We start from the raw sequence: 20,862 nt of genomic DNA, 5'->3' as shown, positions 1-20,862 counted from the left end.
TTGAGTGTTGAGTGTTGAGTGTTGAGTGTTGAGTGTTGAGTGTTGAGTGTTGAGTGTTGAGTTCAACCTGATTTTACAAAGATTAGTCATTTCCATAGAATTAATTTAACATATATTAAGTTTGTGTCAAGAGTATTTATTAAAAATATATCTATATATACAAATCAAAGCATTTATAAGTTTTTTTATTACTGATACAATAAGGAAAGAACTTTCAATTTTTTAAATATTCTCTATATTTAAGTAATTCAAACAAATTTCTTCATCTTAGTATGTAAGCTGATTATTTTTATAAGTAAAAATTACTTTTATGGCATAAACCAAATTTTTAAATAAAGGTAATGAAATTAATATATCACTTTTAATAATTTGCTTTATTTTGAAAATAAAAATATTTTAGGTAAATTTTGTATGTAATTACCAATAAAGCAAAGTTGACAATTTTTTTATTAATGTTATTATTTAGCGCAATTATTTGATGTTCTTTGAAAGGGGATGCTTGGTTTCGACTGCGATGGTTGGAACATATTCTGCATAGCCGTGCTAGGTGTATGCACGTTAATATCATACTGAAAAATAAGTGCAGATGAATATGCGCTTGCAGCTTAATTAAAGCTGCCGCTGATTAAACAGTTTGTCTATGGGCTGTTTTTTTGGTGCTAAATAACATAGAACTTATATTAGGGTGCTGTAAGAGCCTGATATTTAGTATACTCTTACTAGTTTTACAGCTTTTCTGCTTATCTTATAACTGCAGAGCGAAACTTTTAAAGATAAGATATGCTATGTAGACGGATATGGTACGCTTCGTAGGACGCGGGTTCGAATCCCGCCATCTCCATAATTTCAGAAATATATTAATTATCTTTTTTAATTTTTATTAACTTAGGAGTTTTGCTTTTTCTTATAGAGATTTTGTTTTTATTAGCTTTTAAATTTGCTTCGGCTAAAGTAATTTTATTTTCTTTTTTCTTATCATTTTTTTCAATATCATTATTAACTTTAAAGCTTTCTATTTCTAATATTGTATTTTTTATCTTTTCAGATTTCCAATAGAGATCATTTTCTTTTTCATGTAAAACGGGTATTATTAACTGATTAAGATTATCCTTATCAAAATAAACTCCTGAATCTTTTTTATTTATTAAATTAATAAGCTTCTCAGTATCTATCTTAGAATATTTATCAAGCTTCACATATATATTATACTGACCCTCTATAACAGATAATACTCTTACCCTTTTTAATATAATTTTAAGTTTTGCTATATCAAAAATATCTTCAAGCTCTTTTGGAGGTCTGCCGTATTTATCTTTCATAAACTCTTTAGCATAATCTATATCGCCGCTGCTTTGAGAACGCATTATAAGCTTGTAAGCTGATATTTTTTCTTTAGAGTCGGCTATATAGGAATCTGGTATAAACAAATTATGCTTTAAGTCTATTACCGTATCAAATGTAACTTCTTTTATTTCTCCTTTATATTCATTAGTAGCCTCTTCAAGCATCTGAGTATATAATTCATATCCCACTTGATATATCATACCAGACTGCTCTTTTCCCAATATATTTCCAGCACCTCTTATTTCCAAATCACGCATAGCAATTTTAAATCCAGCTCCTAAATCAGTATGTTCGGATATAGCTTCAAGTCTCTTATATGCCGATTCCGTTAATGCTAAATCGCTGGGATAAAACATATAAGCATAAGCCTCTTTATCGCTTCTTCCGACGCGCCCTCTTAACTGATAAAGTTCCGATAATCCCAATTTGCAGGCATTATCTATTAATATGGTATTGGCATTCGGTATATCTATTCCGTTTTCTATTATTGTAGTGGAAACTAAAATATCATATTTATAGTCAATAAAATCTTCCATTATTTTTTCTAATTGACGCCCAGTCATTCTTCCATGCGCCACACATATACGGGCTTTCGGACATAATTTTTTTATCATCAAAGCAAATGATTCTATAGTATCTATTCTGTTATAAAGATAAAATACCTGACCTTTTCTTTTTAGTTCCCTTTCTATTGCATTTATAACCGCCTCTTCGCTGAACTCAGAAACAAAAGTTTTTACAGGTATCCTATTTAAAGGAGGAGTTTCTATTACGCTTATATCCCTTATTCCAGTTAAAGCCATATTTAATGTTCTAGGTATCGGAGTAGCCGAAAGCGTAAGAACATCGGTTTCTAATCTTAATTTTTTTAAAGCCTCTTTATGCTTAACTCCAAAGCGCTGTTCTTCATCTATAACTATAAGTCCTAGATTTTTAAACTCTACATCTTTAGATAAAAGCATATGAGTTCCTACTATTAAATCGCATGAACCGTTTTTTAATAATTCCTTATTTTTTTTAACCTGTACGCTTGCTACAAATCTGTTTAATACCTCTATTCTTATAGGAAAATCTTCAAATCTATTTTTTGCATTATTATAATGCTGCTGAGATAATATAGTAGTAGGACAGAGTATAGCGCATTGCTTTCCTGCCATTATAGCTTTAAATACGGCTCTGAATGCCACTTCAGTTTTTCCAAATCCTACATCTCCGCATACAAGCCTGTCCATCATCTTTCCGCTTTCCATATCCTCTTTTATATCATTAACGGCTCTTAATTGATCTGCGGTCTCTTCATACTTAAATGAAGCCTCAAAATCATCTTGCCACTGCGTATCGGCTCCGTAAATATTTCCGCGAATATTAGATCTTATAGCATACAGTTTTATCAATTCCTTTGCTGTAGCCAAAGCATCTTCTCTGGCTTTGCTCTTTATCTTATCCCAAGCGCTTGCACCTAATAATGTTAATTTAGGAGCTTCTCCATGACCCGATATATATTTCTGTACAAAGTTCATCTGCTCAACGGGTATATATAATTTATCTCCTTTAGCATATTCTAAAGTAATATAGTCCTTTTCCTTGCCGTTAGATAATTTTCTTGTTAATCCGAGATATTTGCCTATACCGTAATTTATATGTACTGCATAATCACCTATATTCAAATCTACAAATGTCTCTATGAGATTTTTATTTACCTTAGGTATTTTTCTCACCTTTTTTCTTTTTCTTCCGAACACTTCCCAATCAGCTATAAATATTGTTTTTATGCTGTCTTTTATAAATCCTGAAGAGGTTTGAGCGGTTATGATATAAAAATTATTTTCATTTTTCAAATAGTTTTCTTTTTCTTCAGCTTCATCTTTATTGCTTTCTATAATTACTTCTATATTATCATCATTTTTAAGAACTCCGCCGCTGTCTTCTTTAATATTTTCTTCAATGATATTCGGTGCCTCTTTAGAAACTATAATTTCAGGATATAAGTCCTGCATTATTTTATAAAATCTGCTTACCTGTTCATAATGTCCTGTAGATAGAATTATCATATAATCTTTTTTTCTGTATTCTTTTACATAATTGATAAAGTCGGTTAATCTTGACTTAAAAGAAACTCCCTGCATAAAATTAAAGTTATAAACATTGGTATCAGTTATAAACGGAGATATATTAACAGACTTTTTTACTATTTCATCAAAATAATATTTATTAATATATAATTTTTCAATATCCCCTATTACAGAAAATATATTATCTATGCTGCAGAAATTTTCTTTTACGGAATCAAGTATGGTTATTAATTTTGTTTTAAGATGCATAGCATTATCTGTAAATACATATCCGTAATCAAAATAATCAAATACAGTTTCTAAATTACTGTAAAACATAGGAAGAAGATTTTCGCTTCCTGCAAAATATTTTTTTTTGCTTATATAATCTTTAATCTCATCTTTTATATTATCATTATTTATAAGCTCTTCTGCTTTTTCATCGCTGTAAACAAACTCGCGTACTGGATAAATTACTATATCATCAATACTTTTAAATGATCTTCCGTCTTCTATATTAAATAATCTTATGCTTTCAATCTCATCATCAAACATTTCTATTCTTATAGGATTATCATATTCCAAAGAAAATATATCTACAATACTTCCTCTTACAGATGCCGTACCCTTTTCAATCACATCTCTTTCTATAACATAGCCGAAATCATATAATTTTAATCTTAAATTATCTAGATTTAATTTACCGCCGACATGAAGTCCTATATAAAGTTTTTTCAAATCTTCTCTATTTGCTATTTTCCTAGTTACAGCATTTATAGTTGTTATTATTATGCATTTTTCTTTGTTTAATAATTTATATAAAATATTTATTCTATCCTGAGCAATATCGGTTACAGGCGACATTTTAGTAAAAGGTACTGCATCATAATCTGGAAAATAATAATTAGGTATATTATAAAAATTCAAAGACTGACCAAGCAGCATAGCTTCATTTTCATCTTCTTTAATAATCAAAATACTATTTTCCTTAAACAATGATGCAAAAAATAAAGCATCGCTTCCGCCTTTAAGTCCAGTTATATTTTTTGTATTTTTTATATCAAAGTTTAAATACTCTTCGCTTTTAGTGAATCTTTCTATTAACATGCCTGATATGACTTCATTACTACACATGATGCTTCTACCCTATTTATTAAGAACTGTAAAATATTTTTTCATAAATATAAATAATATTTTATTAAATAGCAATAGTTTATAATTCTGCGCCGATTAAACTTAAATAAAAGCCTCTTAATTTTTTTAAATTATTATCATATTTTTACAAACAAATAAATAAAAAAGTTGTTTTTTTTATTTATTTATATATAATAGCACTATGAGAATATTAGGATATAATCTGTTTCCGCCGCTTTTAGGACATATAAAAAATTGGTACAGACATATTGACAGAATAAAAAGCATAGGCTTTGAATGGGTATATATTAATCCTATAACATATCCCGGATTCAGCGGCAGTTTATATGCCACTAAATATTACTATCAATACAACCCATCATTTTTTACCAGCAATTCTAAAGATACTGCAGAAAAAGAATTAAAAGAGTTTATAGCATACTGTAATAACAAAGAAATCAAAGTAATGATGGATTTGGTAATTAATCATTCATCTAAAGACTGTAATTTGATAGATGAGCATTTTGAATGGTATAAAACAAAAGACGGTGCTTTACAGTCTCCTAAAGCTTGGGATAATGGAAAGTGTATTGAATGGGGAGACTTAGCAGTATTCAATAATAAAAGAGATCCTAATCAAGATGATAAAGAAAATAATAAAAATTCAAATGAAATATTAAACCCTATATGGTATTATTGGAATGATTTAATAAAACATAATCTTGATTTGGGATTTACAGGTTTCAGATGCGATGCGGCTTATAAAGTACCTGAAGAATTATGGAAATATTTAATAGATAATGCAAAACAAATCAATAATGAAGTAATATTCTTTGCTGAAAGTTTAGGATGCTCTATGGAAGATACAGAAAAATTAATAGATTCTGGATTTGATTATGTGGCAAGCAGCGCTAAATGGTGGGATTATGAGGGAGAATGGTTTATAGAACAGTATGACTTGGCAAGAAAAAAATGCATGCAGATAGCTTTTCCAAGCAATCATGATACAAAAAGGCTTATTTCAGAATACGGCGGCAATATTTGGAGAGTAAAGCAAACTTTTTTATTCACGGCAATAGTATGCGATATGTGGATGATTACAATAGGAGATGAATACGGATTTATTAAAAGATGCAATGTTGTAGGCGGAAGCGAAAAAGATTATGAAAATATAAGCTATGATTTAAGCAAATATATAAAAGATATGGCTGAATATATAAAAAACAATCATATATTATCGCAATGCGGCAGAATAGTATCTATTGATATAGAAGAAAAAAACAGTCTTAAAAAAGAAAGCGATGCACATTATAAACTCTATGAACATAAAAAAAATAAAGATCCTTTTAGAAAATTCTATAAATATAGTTTAGATGAAAACAGCAGACTTTTAATTATAGTCAATATAACATCTGAAGCAGAAAAATTAAATACTGCTCAGTACAGCATAAAAGAGGATATATCTTTTGATAATAAAATAGACAGTATTGCAGAAACTATAGAAGTATTACCGTATCAATTAAAAATATTTACTTTATATAATAACTAGGAAGTTTATTTTATGGAAGATAGAAAATCAATAGACAGCTTTTTTTCAGATTTATTGACGGGGCTGCTTTTTGCAGAAAATACTAATGAAATAGACAGAGTTGTTGATTTATTTTTAGAAAAAACATGCATATATTACGGTTTTGACTGTGGAGAAGTATATTTTCCTAAAGAAAACTATCTTATACTCAGAGGTGTATACGGAATAGACAGATATTATGTATGCAAAGTAAATTTTCCTATAAATACAGCCTATTACAAAGAGGTGCTGTACAAACAAAAAATGGTTATAGGAGAAAATATAAATCATACGGATATGGAAGTATTTTCAGGCTATTCATCAATGTTTGTCCTTCCTATATTTTTCTATACTAATCCTATAGGCGTAGTAATATTCAGAAATAAAGAAAACAAAACGGATTCATATAAATCTATATCAGATGAAATAAAAAATATTATAGGACACTTTGCAATATATGCCAATAATATGCTTCAAAATGTAACTTATAAAGAAAGAGATAAGCAATTAAAACTGCTTAGGGAATTATACCTGAAATTAAGCAATGTTGATGATTTTGAAAATAATTTAAATCAGCTTGCAAATGACATAGCAAATATTTTCACAGCAAATAAGGTATTTATAAGACTTAGGGATAACAATAATAATTTGTATACTAGATCCAGCTGCGGATTTCCTGATAATTTTGATTATTCTTTGTTTGAAGATAATAAGTATATAAAAGAATATTTAAATAACAATATATTTTATATAAATAATGCAGATAAAAATAAATACTATGAAAAATTTCAAGGAGTTATAAACAGATCCGTAATATTTAATAGAATACATTCGCAAAAAGGCTGCATAGGATATATAGTTGTTATAGATAAAATACCCGATGCGGTAAACCCTCTTGGTTATTTTGATGCCAATGACATTAATTTATTTAATCATCTTCTTTCAAATATAGCAAGCAGAATATCTGAATACTACAATATTACGGAGCTCAGCAAAGCAAATAAGAAAAATATGAATCATATGTCACGCTTAAATACTCTATATGACATAAGCAATATACTGCTGGAGCGTTCAAAGACTGAGGATATATTATTTCTTCTGCTTACTATCACAACAATAGGCGATGTATTTGCCTTTAACAGAGCTTTTGCTTTTCTTTACGATAATGAATTTAATGTATTCAGAGGAAGAATGTGTGTTTCTCCTAAAAACGCTCAAGATGCTGGAATTATATGGAGCAATATGCAGAACTTAGATAAATATGCCCTTAGGGAAAAATTAATGCTTTCTTTAGATAAAAGAAACATGGAAGATTCTTGGGATTTAAATCAGAAATTTTTAAATACAGTTATACCAAATAATGAAAACTGCAAATTATTTCTTGATGTATTTAGTAATAAAAAAAGCATTAATATAACGGATCTAAATAAAGAAGAGGTATATCAAATAAAAAAATATACGGATATATTCGGAGACTATCATTTTGCCATAATACCTATAATGAATACAAAAAACTGCATAGGTATGATAGTAGTTGATAATCCATATAACGGCAAATACATACCTGAAGATGATTTGGATTATCTGAAAATGTTTGCAAGGCAGGCTGCCGTGGCTTTGGAATATTCTTCTCTTTATAATGAAATAGAAAAAAATAATAATGCCTTAAAATCCGCTGAAAAAACTTTATTGGATTTAAAGAGTTTGGCTATAATAGGAGAGATGAGTTCTTCTATGGCTCATAACCTTAGAAACTTTATAGTTCCTATTGCAGGATTTGCAAACAGACTTGTAAAAGTAAGCAAAGATGAAAATATAAAAAACTACGCCTCCATAATAGCAAGCGAGGTGGAAAATCTGGAAAATTATATAAGAAGAAATTTATCATTTGCTAAAAGTATTAACTTGGAAACTGATAATATAAAAATAGAAGATATGATAAAATATTTAACTATTATTTCAAAAGAATATATTGAAAAAAGCGGTAAAAATATAAAATTCTATGCATTAAAAATTACTAAAGAAGATGTCGTAAGATGGGATTATGACAGAATGAATGAGGTAATATTTAATCTTATTATTAACGCCATAGATGCTATAAATCCTGCAGATGAGGATTCAATTATAAGCGTGATTTTTAACGATAATGCCTATAGAGAATCTATAATAGACATAATAGTAGAAAATACAAATTCGTATATAGAACCTGAATTATCCGAAAAAATATTCACGCCGTTTTTTACTACAAAAAGTCATGGCATAGGAATAGGGCTTGCTATTTCAAAAAGGATAGTGGAAGCTCATGGCGGAAGCATAATGGTAAAAAGCACAGATGAAACTTTTAAAATAACAACTTTTTTTGTTTCTATACCTGTTAATTTAAATAATTAAAAATTATTTTCCGAAAATAATTACTATGGAGAGAGATATATTATGGCTACAATAAGCGAAGCTGCAAAAGCAGAATGCACCAGAATGCAAAATAAATATAAAAGTTTACTTGAAGAAGTGGAGGCAAAATTAGTAAAGACAGAGAAAGATTTAGCCTCATTAGAAGATAATTTTGAAATAGCAGGCAAAAAAATAGAAGCAGTTGTGCTCTATATTCAGGCATCTTCTTTTATTACTACCATCTGTTATATAGCTATAGAATATATAAATGTACGCTCTGATAATAAGCTTAATGACGGAAGAAGATATATAAATAAAGCTATTATGCTTTTAGAAGAAGTATTTGGAAATCATACGGATGATTCTTTTTCTCTTAATGAAGATATACATGAATATTTTAAAGATAAATTATCCGATGAGTGGAGATATAAATTTATATGTTCATTCGGATATGTTATAGATTATTTAAAATACTGCTACGGCGAAAATTCTAAATGGCTTCAAAACTTTGTAGAAATAGAAGCAAAATTTTCAGCTGTATGCAAAAATATGATAGATTTCAAAAGCTACATAAAAGAATTAAGTCCTGAAATAACGGGATATAAATTCAGAGTAAAAATGATGGAGCTTGTAAAAAAATTATTATATGCCTCAGCTGAGCAGTATAGAACTCAATACGAACAAAATAAAAGATTAGACGACATGAAGATAGCCTTAAATATAATAGCATCTCTTAGAAGAATACATGTTTATCTGAATGAAAATGAAGAATCTGAAGATAAAAAGAAAATGTATGACCTTTGGAAGAAAAAAATGGATGCAGATATTAAAAAAATGAAATAATTATAATTTTTGATTAAAAATATGAAAGTTAAAATTACATTAATATTATCTCTGATTTTTATTGCTGTTTTATTAAAAATAATAACTTTTTCCGAAAGTTTTATAGAAAACTTTTATTCAAGATTAATATATAAAAAAATAGCGGGAACTATAAGTCTGTTATCATCAAAGTTCAGTTTTTCTATAGGTGAAATTATTCTTTTTTTATTTTCAGCCGCAGTTATTATTTTTATCATAACAGCATTTAGAAAATCTTTTTTTAATTCAAATGCAAAATCATTAATAGATAAAATAAAAACAGCATTAAATTTTGCTTATATATTTGCCTGTATAATGATTGCAGTATATATAATATTTATTTCAGTATGGGGCTTAAATTATCATAGAATTCCTCTTATAGAAAATTATCCTAAAAGAAATATAAGTTATGATGATATATATTCGCTTGCCGAAACATTAATAAAAAATATCAATGATTTAAAAGATGAAATGAAATATAAAAATATTAATACAAATTATCAGGCTTTAAATAGAATGGTGGAAGCCGAATACAACAAAGTTTTTGAAGAGTTTGAATTTCTATATATGAATTATTCAAGAACAAAACCTATAATAATATCAAAAATATTTCTTAATCTGCAGATAACAGGAATATACTCGCCTTTTACTTCAGAAGCAAATGTTAATACGCTTATACCAAGCATATCTATGCCTTTTACAATAGCCCATGAAATGGCGCATCAAATAGGTATAGCTTATGAAGATGAAGCTAATTTTATATCGTATATAGCATGCTCAAAACACACTGACGCTTTTATAAGATATTCTGCAAATTTTGAAGCTTTGCTTTATGTCTTAAATGAGATAAAAAGAGATGAAAATTATATACATTTAATGTCTAATTTAAATAGCAGTACTAAAGAAGATATAAAAGAATACTATAAATTCTGGCAGCAATATACAGGAAATCTGTCTGAAGTAAGCCATAAAATTAATGATGCTTATTTAAAAGCAAATAGTCAGGAAGACGGCATAAAAAGCTATTCAAGGGTAGTTAAGCTTTTGGTATTATATCATAATATTAATTCTTAATAATTTTCAGTATTTTACGATAATAAAATATGAATATAATTACTTAAGGATATTGTATGCGTTTAGATGAGCCGCCTTATTTTTATCAGTGCAAAAGATGCAAAAGAAGATTTACAGTAAAAAGAAAAAAACATACAATAAATTTATTAATAATAAAAATTAATCCTCAAAAATGTCCTTATTGCAAAAGCTCAAGAACAAAAAATATTGATGAGCTTGTAAAATCCATAAAATAAAATCATATAATCAGCTATTGAATTATTCTTTTATTTAATATATATAATGAATCATGTTATTTTACAAAAAAAATAATAAGGATATATTATTATGAAAGATGTAAAAGAATTATTTTCAGATGATAATTTCAGTATTAAAGTTTATATTGATAATGTAAGATTTTTTGCCTTAATGATGATAGGAATTATAATTACAATACTTTTAATAAGTGTCCTTTTCACAAAAGCAGATAAAGATATGACAGCCGCTATTTTATTTGTAATATCTTTTTTTATATTCGGAATAATTATACTATTTATAATTTTAGTGAGAAGCATATTTTTTAAAAGAGCAAGCTTTATATTAGACTATAAGGGAATATATTATAATAATTTGCTTGTAAAGAGCTATATATATGTACTTTGGAAAGAAATAGAAGATTTGGATATTATAGGAGGCTATCTTTTTATATATCTCAAAGATCCTCAAAGCTATTATTTCAGAAAATTCAAAGGAAAAGTAATATCGGAAAATCCTCTTTATGTATATCTTGGGGATTTGAATATAGGCAGTAAATTTATTAAATGTATGCTTGAATATTTTGAAAGCAATTATAAATACATAAATGATAATGCAGATAAAGAAGACGACTATAGAAAATATTACAGAGATTACTATTAATAATTTATGCTGATAAAATATAATAATTAATTATCTGAAATTTCTATTTATATCAAGCTCTCTTAAAGTTCTAATCATCTGCATTTCCATTTCTATTCTAAAATTATCATTAACTGCATTGTTTATTATGTTGTTATCAGGATATTTGCTATTCATTTGAGATTTTACAGCAGAATTATTTATTATAATTTGGTTTTCAAGCATTCTGTATCTTGGAGAGTATCTTCCCTCTATAGCTTTTAATTTTTCTCTTTCCATATAGCTCATATATCCTCTTCCGAAATAATGAAATTGTCCGTTTCTATAATAGCTTTTAGTATATCCAGGATTTGCATATCTCGGAGTATACAAATCATTTTTATAAGGATAAACTGGTATTGTTGTTCTAGATAACGGAGGAACAAAAGGATTAACATTTCCTATCCTAACGGAAGGACTATAATAATACTGAGAAAAAGCAAAACCTGCGATGCTGAAAAACAATAATAATATTTTCATAAATATACCTACTATTTTTTATTATCTTAATTATATATTATAAAACAGAAAAATACAAAAATAATAAAAAATATCCCGCATAATATTTATTATACGGGATTTATAAAGATTAGAGAAAATTATTTATTTTGATATACTTTATCTATTTCTAAAAAGCATTGGATTCTTAATTTCTGTAAATCTGCCGAAGCTTTACTTTTTGCATCTATCGCACTATTAATAAAGTTTTCATCAGGATTCTCTTTTCTCATTTCTGTATTTATATTCTGCCTTTGATTATATATCTCCATTCTCAAAGTATCCATTTGATGGTAATATTTATCCTTTATAGTCCTAATTTCATCAATCTGCGCACTGGTAAGAGAATTATTATAATATACCCTGCCATGTCCTCTTTCATATCCATGTCTTCTTCCGTATCCTCTTTCATAACCATGTTCTCTGTAATGTCCTCTGCCATCACCATGCCACCTTCCGTAACCGCATCTTTCATATTGTCCGAATAATGAAGCGGAAGCAAAAATCATAATTGCCGCAGAAACAAAAATTATAATATTCTTTCTCATATATATTCTCCTTATTTATTATTTTTTTATTTTATTACAATTTATTAGACGATAATTTGATTTAAAAAGTTCCCATAAAATTAATAAAAAACATGTTTTTTTATTATACTATGGATATGTATATATGATTACTTGATTTTTCTGTATAATTTCTTTATAAGTCCTATTTTTCCGAAACATATATAATAAAATAATGCCAGTATTAATATTATGGGAATGGCGAAAACTGTAAACCCGATTACAAAAAATATCATATTTAAGAAAAACTCTTTAAAAAATGATATTAAATCAAGATATTTATCATATATATTTGTATTTCTTCTAACAGCTTCATTATTTGATATATTTAAATTTACTCTTGAATAATCTATTGAAGACTGCATATTTTTTAAATTTCCCTTCATTTTTTCTATTTCATAAGTCAAAGTATTAATTCTGTCTTCTACTTTTAATACTTCATCAATATTACTGGCTTCTTTCAGATAATCCCTCAGCTTTTCTAAAAGAATTTCTCTGTTTTTTACTCTGTTGTCTGTATCATAATAAGTGTCAGTAACATCTTCTGTTTTAATATTTTTATTTTCAATATTTTCATTTTCCTCTAAAAAATTGATAAAATTATATATATTTTCTTTTGGTATTCTAACGGTAATATAATATCTGTTTTTTGAGGCTTCCACATTATCAAAATATCCTTTGTATTCTTTAAGTTTTTCTTCCAAAGATCTGTAGCTTTTTTCAACATCTCTTGAATTTATCCTTATATTTGCACTTATTATTAATTTTCTATCAAACTTCGAATCTTCATTATAACCTACCTCTGATAAATCTTTATAAGATTCTTCAGATTGCGTCTGTAAATAAAAATCAGAAGAGCCTTCATTTCCTCCGCAAGATAATAATAAGATAATAATATTAAATATAATAATAGTAATTTTTTTCATAACCTGCACCTTTAATACTTATTAAATACGCCATATATATTTTTATATATTTATATGTAAGCATTATATTTTTATCAGTATAGTAAAACCTTCCTATGAAAGCTGTATCTGAATAATATATAGTAATATTAGTTATATAAAACCATTTAATAGGAGTTTTGTAATATAAAATTAATGCTGTAATTATAATTAATATAATAAAATTAATTAATTTTTTTAACTTATTTTTCATAATTTTAAAAAAAAATAATATACACTTTTTTAAAAAATTAGTTATTATTAAAGCATAGTATTTTCTAATATTTAAGGATAATTGTTATGAAAAAAATTAAAAGCTTAAAAGTTAAGATGCCTCTTATTATTATATCTATGGTCATTTTGTTTATAATTATTTTGATAACTGTAATAGAAATTAAAGTATCTAAAAGCATAGAAGGTATAACTTATGAAGGATATAACAACACCGTTATGGGTTATGCATCGCTTATTGATAATTGGTTTGATGATCAATTAATAATAGCAGACATATTCAGCATATCAGAAGAGTTCAGCAAATATCTGGAATTAAGAACCGAAGATTTGCAGAATGCCGCATTGAATAATCTTAAAAAATTTAAATCAATAAATAAATATATAATAAATATAGGTTTATGCGATTTGAATGGAAATATATTGACAGATTCAGATAATTCCGATTTATTAGGTAAAAATATATTTAATATACACCCTGATTTAAAAAAAATAGACAGCGCTTCAAAAGGAGTATTCTCTGAAAATATAACTCACTCCATAACTACAGGCGGCTGGTCTTTAACTTTAATAGAAAAAGTTCTAAGCGTCAATAATCAAACTATAGGATATTTATATTTTACACTTGACTGGGCTTTCTTAATAAAAAATAACATAGAACCTCTTGTTATTGGAAAAACTGGAAGTATGTACACTATAGATGAAAACTTAATAATAAAAATACATAGCAGAATTGAAAATATTAATGGTAAATTGGGAGAAGAATTCAGGCAAATGTATAATTTAGGGAAAGGCGTATCAAGTTATGTATTTAATGGAGAGAAAAGAGTATCATCTTATACAAAATTAAAAACTCTGCCTTGGATATTAGGAATATCAATAACCGAAGATGAAATTTATGAAGAAAAGAGACAGCTTTCAGCAGCTATGCTCATTATATCTATTATCTCTGTAGCTACAATATCGGTATTTATATCTCTGTACACAAGGTCTATTACAAAACCTCTTAATTTATTAATCGGGGTTGCTAAGGAAATATCTGAAGGTGATTTGAGAACCACAAAACAAAAAATTAAAAGAAAAGATGAACTCGGAGAATTATCGGATGCTTTTGTGGCTATGAGAAAAAAACTTGTATATACTTTAAAAATTGTAGAAGACAGCGCTAATAATATAACCATGGCGGCAAAGGAATTATCTGAACAGAATACGGATCTGGCTCATAGAACTGAAAGTCAGGCTGCCAGTATAGAAGAAACTTCCGCTTCTATGACGGAAATTTCATCTACGATAATAAATTCTGCAGAACATTCTGTAAACGGAAGTAAAATGATATTAGCCTCAAAATCTTCAGTTGAAAATGCGGGAAATATAATAGCTGAAACTACTTCAAATATAGAAGAAGTACATGATGCAAGCTCAAAAATTAAAGATATTACTAAAATTATTGAAGATATAGCCTTTCAAACTAATATATTGGCTCTTAATGCTTCCGTTGAGGCGGCAAGAGCTGGAGAACAGGGAAAAGGTTTTGCTGTTGTTGCCTCTGAGGTAAGAAATTTGGCTCAAACTACACAAACATCAGTTAAAAGCATTACGGATTTAATTGAAAATGTTTATGAAAAAATATATAAAGCTACTGGAACTGCAAGAGAATCTCAGGAAATATTTATAGAAATACAGAATAAAATAGATGAGGCTTCAAAAATTATGGAAGGTATAAGCAACAGCGCCGTTGAACAGCAAAACGGTATTGATCAGATAAAAATAGCTATTGCGGATATGGATTCCACCACTCAGAAAAATGCAGCATTGGTAGAAGAGGCAACTGCATCTGCCCAAATGCTTTTTTCTCAATCTAAAGAGTTAATGGATGCCATACATTTATTTAAACTTCCTGACGGAAGCAGATAATATTTTTAATACATATTTGATTATTATTTTAATCCAATTTTTATTTATAAAAAATTTTATATTTATTAATATAAAAATATATATTTTATTTAAAAGGTATTATATGTCGTTTTCTTTCAATGTACTAAAAAAAAGCTCTCAGACATCGGCAAGACTTGGAAAAATAGAAGTAAACGGTGTTGATATTGATACCCCTGTTTTTATGCCTGTGGGTACAAAAGCTACCGTAAAAGCTCTTACACCGCTTATGATAGAAGAAACCGAAAGTAAAATAATACTTGCAAATACATATCATCTGGTATTGAAACCTGGTATTGAAGTGCTGAAAAAATTCGGCGGAGTTAAAAAGTTTATGGGCTGGAAAGGTGCTATGCTTACAGATTCGGGCGGATTTCAGGTATTTTCTTTAGCAAAGCTCAGAAAAATTAATGATGACGGTGTGGAGTTTCGTTCTCATATAGACGGATCAAAATATTTCTTTACGCCTAAAAGCGTTATGGAAGCTGAGCATATTATAGGAGCAGATTTTATAATGTGTCTTGATGAATGTTCAAAAGCAGATGCAGACTACAATTATGTTAAAGAAGCTATGCATAGAACTCATAAATGGGCTGAAGAATGTAAAAAATATCATGATAGAAGTACAAACAGCGAATATCAGTATTTAGGCGGTATTATACAAGGCGGAATGTTTGAAGACTTAAGAAAAGAGAGCGCCGAAACTTTAGTAAATATGGATTTCCCTTTCTATTCTATAGGAGGTCTTTCTGTAGGTGAAACTCCTGAAAAAATGCATGAAGTTCTTTCTAAGGTTATGCCGCATACCAATGAGCAAAAACCCCGCTATTTAATGGGAGTAAGCGAACCCAGAGATATACTTAATGCCGTTATGGAAGGTATTGATATGTTTGACTGCGTTATGCCTACAAGAAATGCCAGAAACGGAGAGGCTTTTACTATGAACGGAATTATAAGAATAAGAAACTCCAAATACAGAAAGGACGATACTATACTTGAAGATTCCTGCGACTGCTATACCTGCAAAAACTTCTCTAAAGCGTATCTGAATCATTTGGATAAAACACATGAAATACTCTTTTCAATACTTATGACAATACATAATGTAAGATTTATGCAGAGATTTATGAAAGAGCTTAGAAATTCTATTGAAAATGATACATTTACCGATTATAGAAAGAATATGTTTTTTAAATTTTATGAATAATTATATATATTTTATTTTACATATTTTATAAAACAATAAAGCGAGTTTTTTATGGCTAGTAAATATGCTAAACAGTTAGTTAAATACAATTCTATTTTGTCTGAAAATCCAAAAGATGCTCATTCTTTAGCCGTTTTGGCTAGAATAGCTCTTAAAGAAGCCAGAATAGAAGATGCTGAAAGTTATTATAATTCTATTTTATTAGATTCTCCTAATTATTATGAAGCATTATATATGATAGGATTTCTTAATATGAAAAAAAATAAATATGATGAAGCTGTAAATTACTTTCAAAAACTTATTGCAAACGGGCAGGAAAATGCCTTTATATACGAATACTTATCTGTAATGGATAAAGAAAATAGAAGAAAATATTTAGAAAAAGCTTTGGAAATATCAAAAAATATTAAAATAAAACCTAAAGATTACAGACGATGCTCATATATTGCTTTTCAGTCTTATGCTTGGAATGAATATGATATATCTCTGGAATATGCAAATCTTGCTTATGAGGCAAAAGCAACAAACGATATTATAAATTTATTAGGATGCATATATCATAGTAATGAAGATTATGATAAAGCGCTTTCTCTTTTTCATGAAGTCAATGCCAACTATGAAGGAAAAAATGCTTATGTATTATGCAATATAGCTTCTTGCTACAGGAAGAAAAACAGCAATAAAATGGCTGTAAGATATTTAGAAAAAGCTCTTGAAGTAAATAATTATGATAAAGCAATATACTATAATATAGGCTCCATATATGCCGAAACAGGAAATAAAAAATCTGCAATTAAAAATTTTGAAGAAGCTTTAAAAATAAATAATAATTATGAAGAAGCCAGAAAAGCTTTGGAAATCATTAAAGAATAATTAAAAAAATAAATAAATAACTTCCAATATTGTACAATATAGTATATTATATAGTAACAAATAATTTAAAAATTATTGAAAGTAAATGAGGCGCAACTGTGAATTTTTTTGATTATATTAAGTACAATTTATTTAACATAAGAACACCCGAATTAGTAGAAAAAATGCGTATGGAGGAATATTCAGACAGAATTTCAAAACAAAAATATAACTTTGTAGATTTGAAAACTAAATCGCTGACTGCTGTCTGCGCTAAATTTATATTTGAAATATATAAAGTTATAGGTCCTTTGCTAAGCGCATTAAAAGAAGAGTTTATAATAAAAGACGGAAAACAATTTTCATATTATTTAATAGAAGTTTCCTTTACAGATGAAATAAAAGAATTATATTCCACTTTAAACAGAGATTATATGACTGAGCAGATAAAGGGAGGAAAAAATCCCAATAATGTTTTCACAGAAATAAAAAATAATTTTATAAAGTTTAAAAAATATATAAGCGGAGAAAGCGGAAAAGAAATTAATTTAACATTTAACCTGCTTAAGGATTTCGCTCAATTATCCAACTTCGATTTTTTTCTTTTTCTAAGGGCTTTTTGTCCATCATTTGCAGATGGTGCCTACAGTTCTAATCCTCAATTTAAACCTAGTTCAAATATGCAGATAGTAGATGATTTAGTAAAATTGGATTATGCTGTTAATTCCATAATGATAAGAAAGGAGCTGCTTTCCGCTTTAAATATTTTTCAGCAGTATTTGGGAATGTCCCCAATACCTGAAAAAAACATAAAATCATTTTTAACCAGAATAAAATATCTGCAGTCGCCGAATATTTTAAGCGATATTATAACCTATTTACTTAAAGACTTTACATATAAATGCACTATAAATCCCTCCAATACAAATATATTCGTAAATTATATTACAGATTTTACTAATAATCTGAAAAAAGATATGGACAGCATAGTTGCAGACATAAAAAGCAGTAAAATCGCAGGAATGAGAAACAGAATATTTAACGGCATAGAAATATTAAAACTTTCAAATATTAACGAAGATAAAAATGAACAGCTTGAAAAGTTTGATTGCCCCATATTTACATGCGTAGAACCTATTCAATATATAAAAACTTTTATTATAGAGATGTTTGATATAGATTATAAAGCAGCTCTCAATGATATGTTTCTTGGAGCAGAGTTTATAAGTAAAGAAAGAAATTCTCAGGGGCTTGATGCTTTTTATATATTGAGTGATGCAAGAGAAGTCATACAGGAATTTGATGCTACGCTAAGTCCTGAATCTGAAAATTTTAAGCGTCTTAAAACTTGGATTGTGTCAAAAAATAAGGCAAATGCCAATAGGGATCTTATAGAAACTATGGTGAATAAAATCGATACGGAAGGAAATAAAATAATTCTAAGCGTATATAATTCAGTTATAGATCTAACCACTATAATAAAAAATATTGTTGAAGACTGCAACAAAGGAACTAAAACAGAAATAATCAATTACAGCAAGATTCAATATCTGCAGAAATTCAATTTAGATATAGCCAGAGACATGATTGATAATTTTGACAATTTTATAGCGCTTATGAAAAACTTTGTAAGATAAAATCAGATATGCATACAGCATATTAGGAAATAAATAAAAATGAAAAAAAATCATAAGATAATTATACAAATTGCTGTAGGAATAATTATAAGCATTGTATCTTTATATTTTGCTTTTAGTGGAATTAATATAAAAGAATCCGCTGAGATAGTAAAAAATATTAATCTTTTATATTTCAGCATTTCTTTAATATTAAGCGTACTGATAATAGCATTGAGAGGTTTGAGATGGGAATGCTTCATACCATTAAAAAAGCCTATTAGAAAAAGAACCGTAGTTATGGCAGCTTATATAGGTTATATGGCTAATAATATACTTCCCGCCAAACTAGGAGAGGTTGCCCGTGCATATATTTTGGGCGTAAAAGAAAATGTAAGTAAATCAGCATTAATAGCTTCCGTTGTTACAGAAAGACTTTTTGATGTTATAATCGGAGGAGTTATATTATGTCTTTCGGTTATATTTATACCTAATCTGCCTGATACTGTTACCTATGCCGCCTCCGCTTTATTTGTTTTATCTGCATGCGGTTTTTTAGTATTAATGTTCTTGGTATGGCAGAAAGACTTTGCACATAAGATTTTTTATAAAGTATTCGGAATACTTCATAAAAATATAGGAGATAAGCTAATTGAGTTTTCATGCAATTTTATAGACGGAATAGGATTTAAAAATGATCCTAAGCATATATTTTTGATATTTTTATATACAATACTTTATATTATAGGACAGATACTTACAATAAGCTTATTATTAGCGGCTTTTGATGTTAAAGCTTCTCCTATAAAAGCATTATTTATATTTGCAGTAGGAGGGTTTGGATTCGCCGTGCCTTCTGCCCCGTCAGGAATAGGACCTTTTGAATGGGCTATTATATTCGGACTTTCTTTAATAGGAGTTGAAAGAAATGTAGCTGCTCCTTATGCTTTGGTATATCATATAATGGGTATTGCACCTGTAGTAATAATAGGATTTATATTTTTATTTATGCTGAGAATAGATTTAAAAACTGCTACAAAAACAGACGCTAAAATAAACTTGAAATAATAACTATATGACGCTCTTTATTATGGGAATATAATTTTTTTATTTCTATTTCATACTTATTTTTTTGAATATATGCCTCTTTAATTTCTTCCTCTATCTTTTCCATTTTCCCTTTATATGCTATTAATTTAGATTTATTATTTTTTAATTTAACAAATATTTTTAAAAGAGTATTTATATCTGAAAAAGCTCTTGAAGTAATAATATCATATTTTTCTTTTATTTCATAAGCATTAATGCATTTTATTTCTATATTCGTTAAATCTAATTCTTTTTTAGCTAATCTCAAAAACATACATTTTTTATTCTTAGATTCGCATAATGTAAATTTCTTATTATTTAATATAATGGAAAGAGGTATTGAAGGAAGCCCGCTGCCGCTTCCTATATCAATTATATTATCATAATTAGAAAATATATCTAATGCAAGAAGGCTGTCCGCTATATGAGCATTAAAAAAATCTTCCGCATTTTTTGCACCCGTAATATTAACATTTTTATTATAGTCGATTACAAGATGAGCATAATTTAAAAGTTTTTCTCTGCTGTCTTTATCAATTTCAATATTTGTAATTCTCTCAATATTTTCCAATATGAAATCATAATTCATA

At 27.7% G+C, this 20,862-nt stretch carries 16 protein-coding genes and 1 other RNA gene; 12 read left to right on the top strand and 5 right to left on the bottom strand.

What is annotated here, in order from left to right:
- The first annotated feature begins 491 nt into the window (after window positions 1-491).
- Window positions 492-844: a transfer-messenger RNA gene (gene ssrA / locus QZ306_RS04025) on the top strand.
- 13 nt (window positions 845-857) lie between these two features.
- Here ssrA and mfd read toward each other — a convergent pair.
- Window positions 858-4,529, bottom strand: a complete 3,672-nt coding sequence (gene mfd, locus QZ306_RS04020) for a transcription-repair coupling factor (RefSeq protein WP_295161400.1) — start codon at window positions 4,527-4,529, stop codon at window positions 858-860.
- Window positions 4,530-4,731: 202 nt separating this feature from the next.
- Here mfd and QZ306_RS04015 point away from each other — a divergent pair, with 202 nt between their 5' ends.
- The 6 genes from QZ306_RS04015 (at window position 4,732) to QZ306_RS03990 (ending at window position 11,319) form a co-directional block, all read left to right on the top strand.
- Entirely contained in the window at window positions 4,732-6,078 is a 1,347-nt protein-coding gene (locus QZ306_RS04015) for an alpha-amylase family glycosyl hydrolase (RefSeq protein WP_295161397.1), read from the top strand.
- A gap of 12 nt (window positions 6,079-6,090) precedes the next feature.
- On the top strand, window positions 6,091-8,487 hold the full coding sequence (locus tag QZ306_RS04010; protein WP_295161394.1) for a GAF domain-containing sensor histidine kinase: 2,397 nt from the start codon (window positions 6,091-6,093) through the stop codon (window positions 8,485-8,487).
- Between the two features lie 42 nt (window positions 8,488-8,529).
- Window positions 8,530-9,330 (top strand): hypothetical protein, encoded by an 801-nt coding sequence (locus tag QZ306_RS04005; protein WP_295161391.1) that lies wholly within the window; start codon window positions 8,530-8,532, stop codon window positions 9,328-9,330.
- Between the two features lie 21 nt (window positions 9,331-9,351).
- A complete protein-coding gene (locus QZ306_RS04000; protein WP_295161388.1) occupies window positions 9,352-10,422 on the top strand; it encodes a DUF3810 domain-containing protein in 1,071 nt (356 codons plus the stop codon).
- A gap of 56 nt (window positions 10,423-10,478) precedes the next feature.
- A complete protein-coding gene (locus QZ306_RS03995) occupies window positions 10,479-10,658 on the top strand; it encodes a hypothetical protein (RefSeq protein WP_295161386.1) in 180 nt (59 codons plus the stop codon).
- Window positions 10,659-10,749: 91 nt separating this feature from the next.
- The gene (locus QZ306_RS03990; protein ID WP_295161383.1) at window positions 10,750-11,319 is read left to right on the top strand and encodes a hypothetical protein; all 570 of its coding nucleotides are present in this window, start codon (window positions 10,750-10,752) and stop codon (window positions 11,317-11,319) included.
- A gap of 30 nt (window positions 11,320-11,349) precedes the next feature.
- Here QZ306_RS03990 and QZ306_RS03985 read toward each other — a convergent pair whose 3' ends face one another.
- The 3 genes from QZ306_RS03985 to QZ306_RS03975 form a co-directional block, all read right to left on the bottom strand.
- Window positions 11,350-11,817, bottom strand: coding sequence for a hypothetical protein (locus QZ306_RS03985; RefSeq protein ID WP_295161380.1), 468 nt, complete (start codon window positions 11,815-11,817; stop codon window positions 11,350-11,352).
- Between the two features lie 119 nt (window positions 11,818-11,936).
- Window positions 11,937-12,383, bottom strand: coding sequence for a periplasmic heavy metal sensor (locus QZ306_RS03980; protein WP_295161377.1), 447 nt, complete (start codon window positions 12,381-12,383; stop codon window positions 11,937-11,939).
- Between the two features lie 128 nt (window positions 12,384-12,511).
- Window positions 12,512-13,327, bottom strand: coding sequence for a DUF4349 domain-containing protein (locus tag QZ306_RS03975; RefSeq protein ID WP_295161374.1), 816 nt, complete (start codon window positions 13,325-13,327; stop codon window positions 12,512-12,514).
- 318 nt (window positions 13,328-13,645) lie between these two features.
- Here QZ306_RS03975 and QZ306_RS03970 point away from each other — a divergent pair, with 318 nt between their 5' ends.
- The 5 genes from QZ306_RS03970 to QZ306_RS03950 all read left to right on the top strand — a co-directional run bounded on the left by QZ306_RS03970 (window position 13,646) and on the right by QZ306_RS03950 (window position 20,251).
- Window positions 13,646-15,490 (top strand): methyl-accepting chemotaxis protein, encoded by a 1,845-nt coding sequence (locus QZ306_RS03970; RefSeq protein ID WP_295161371.1) that lies wholly within the window; start codon window positions 13,646-13,648, stop codon window positions 15,488-15,490.
- Between the two features lie 103 nt (window positions 15,491-15,593).
- Window positions 15,594-16,715 (top strand): tRNA guanosine(34) transglycosylase Tgt, encoded by a 1,122-nt coding sequence (tgt, locus tag QZ306_RS03965; protein ID WP_295161368.1) that lies wholly within the window; start codon window positions 15,594-15,596, stop codon window positions 16,713-16,715.
- A gap of 51 nt (window positions 16,716-16,766) precedes the next feature.
- Window positions 16,767-17,588, top strand: coding sequence for a tetratricopeptide repeat protein (locus tag QZ306_RS03960; RefSeq protein WP_295161365.1), 822 nt, complete (start codon window positions 16,767-16,769; stop codon window positions 17,586-17,588).
- 98 nt (window positions 17,589-17,686) lie between these two features.
- Window positions 17,687-19,204 (top strand): DUF5312 family protein, encoded by a 1,518-nt coding sequence (locus QZ306_RS03955; RefSeq protein ID WP_295161363.1) that lies wholly within the window; start codon window positions 17,687-17,689, stop codon window positions 19,202-19,204.
- Between the two features lie 39 nt (window positions 19,205-19,243).
- Window positions 19,244-20,251, top strand: a complete 1,008-nt coding sequence (locus tag QZ306_RS03950) for a lysylphosphatidylglycerol synthase transmembrane domain-containing protein (protein WP_295161361.1) — start codon at window positions 19,244-19,246, stop codon at window positions 20,249-20,251.
- Here QZ306_RS03950 and rsmG read toward each other — a convergent pair.
- Entirely contained in the window at window positions 20,232-20,861 is a 630-nt protein-coding gene (gene rsmG, locus QZ306_RS03945; protein WP_295161358.1) for a 16S rRNA (guanine(527)-N(7))-methyltransferase RsmG, read from the bottom strand. The genes QZ306_RS03950 and rsmG overlap by 20 nt on opposite strands.
- Window position 20,862 lies beyond the last annotated feature (1 nt).

Source organism: uncultured Brachyspira sp., assembly GCF_910588665.1.
GTDB lineage: Bacteria > Spirochaetota > Brachyspiria > Brachyspirales > Brachyspiraceae > Brachyspira.
The sequence above is the reverse complement of the archived record's forward strand: the minus strand, read 5'-3'. Positions and strand labels throughout refer to the sequence as shown.

Excerpts from the sequence above, each read along its gene's own strand:
- mfd (WP_295161400.1), bottom strand. The coding sequence starts at position 4,529 with ATGTGTAGTAATGAAGTCATATCAGGCATGTTAATAGAAAGATTCACT.
- QZ306_RS04015 (WP_295161397.1), top strand. The coding sequence starts at position 4,732 with ATGAGAATATTAGGATATAATCTGTTTCCGCCGCTTTTAGGACATATA.
- QZ306_RS04010 (WP_295161394.1), top strand. The coding sequence starts at position 6,091 with ATGGAAGATAGAAAATCAATAGACAGCTTTTTTTCAGATTTATTGACG.
- QZ306_RS04005 (WP_295161391.1), top strand. The coding sequence starts at position 8,530 with ATGGCTACAATAAGCGAAGCTGCAAAAGCAGAATGCACCAGAATGCAA.
- QZ306_RS04000 (WP_295161388.1), top strand. The coding sequence starts at position 9,352 with ATGAAAGTTAAAATTACATTAATATTATCTCTGATTTTTATTGCTGTT.
- QZ306_RS03995 (WP_295161386.1), top strand. The coding sequence starts at position 10,479 with ATGCGTTTAGATGAGCCGCCTTATTTTTATCAGTGCAAAAGATGCAAA.
- QZ306_RS03990 (WP_295161383.1), top strand. The coding sequence starts at position 10,750 with ATGAAAGATGTAAAAGAATTATTTTCAGATGATAATTTCAGTATTAAA.
- QZ306_RS03985 (WP_295161380.1), bottom strand. The coding sequence starts at position 11,817 with ATGAAAATATTATTATTGTTTTTCAGCATCGCAGGTTTTGCTTTTTCT.
- QZ306_RS03980 (WP_295161377.1), bottom strand. The coding sequence starts at position 12,383 with ATGAGAAAGAATATTATAATTTTTGTTTCTGCGGCAATTATGATTTTT.
- QZ306_RS03975 (WP_295161374.1), bottom strand. The coding sequence starts at position 13,327 with ATGAAAAAAATTACTATTATTATATTTAATATTATTATCTTATTATTA.
- QZ306_RS03970 (WP_295161371.1), top strand. The coding sequence starts at position 13,646 with ATGAAAAAAATTAAAAGCTTAAAAGTTAAGATGCCTCTTATTATTATA.
- tgt (WP_295161368.1), top strand. The coding sequence starts at position 15,594 with ATGTCGTTTTCTTTCAATGTACTAAAAAAAAGCTCTCAGACATCGGCA.
- QZ306_RS03960 (WP_295161365.1), top strand. The coding sequence starts at position 16,767 with ATGGCTAGTAAATATGCTAAACAGTTAGTTAAATACAATTCTATTTTG.
- QZ306_RS03950 (WP_295161361.1), top strand. The coding sequence starts at position 19,244 with ATGAAAAAAAATCATAAGATAATTATACAAATTGCTGTAGGAATAATT.
- rsmG (WP_295161358.1), bottom strand. The coding sequence starts at position 20,861 with ATGAATTATGATTTCATATTGGAAAATATTGAGAGAATTACAAATATT.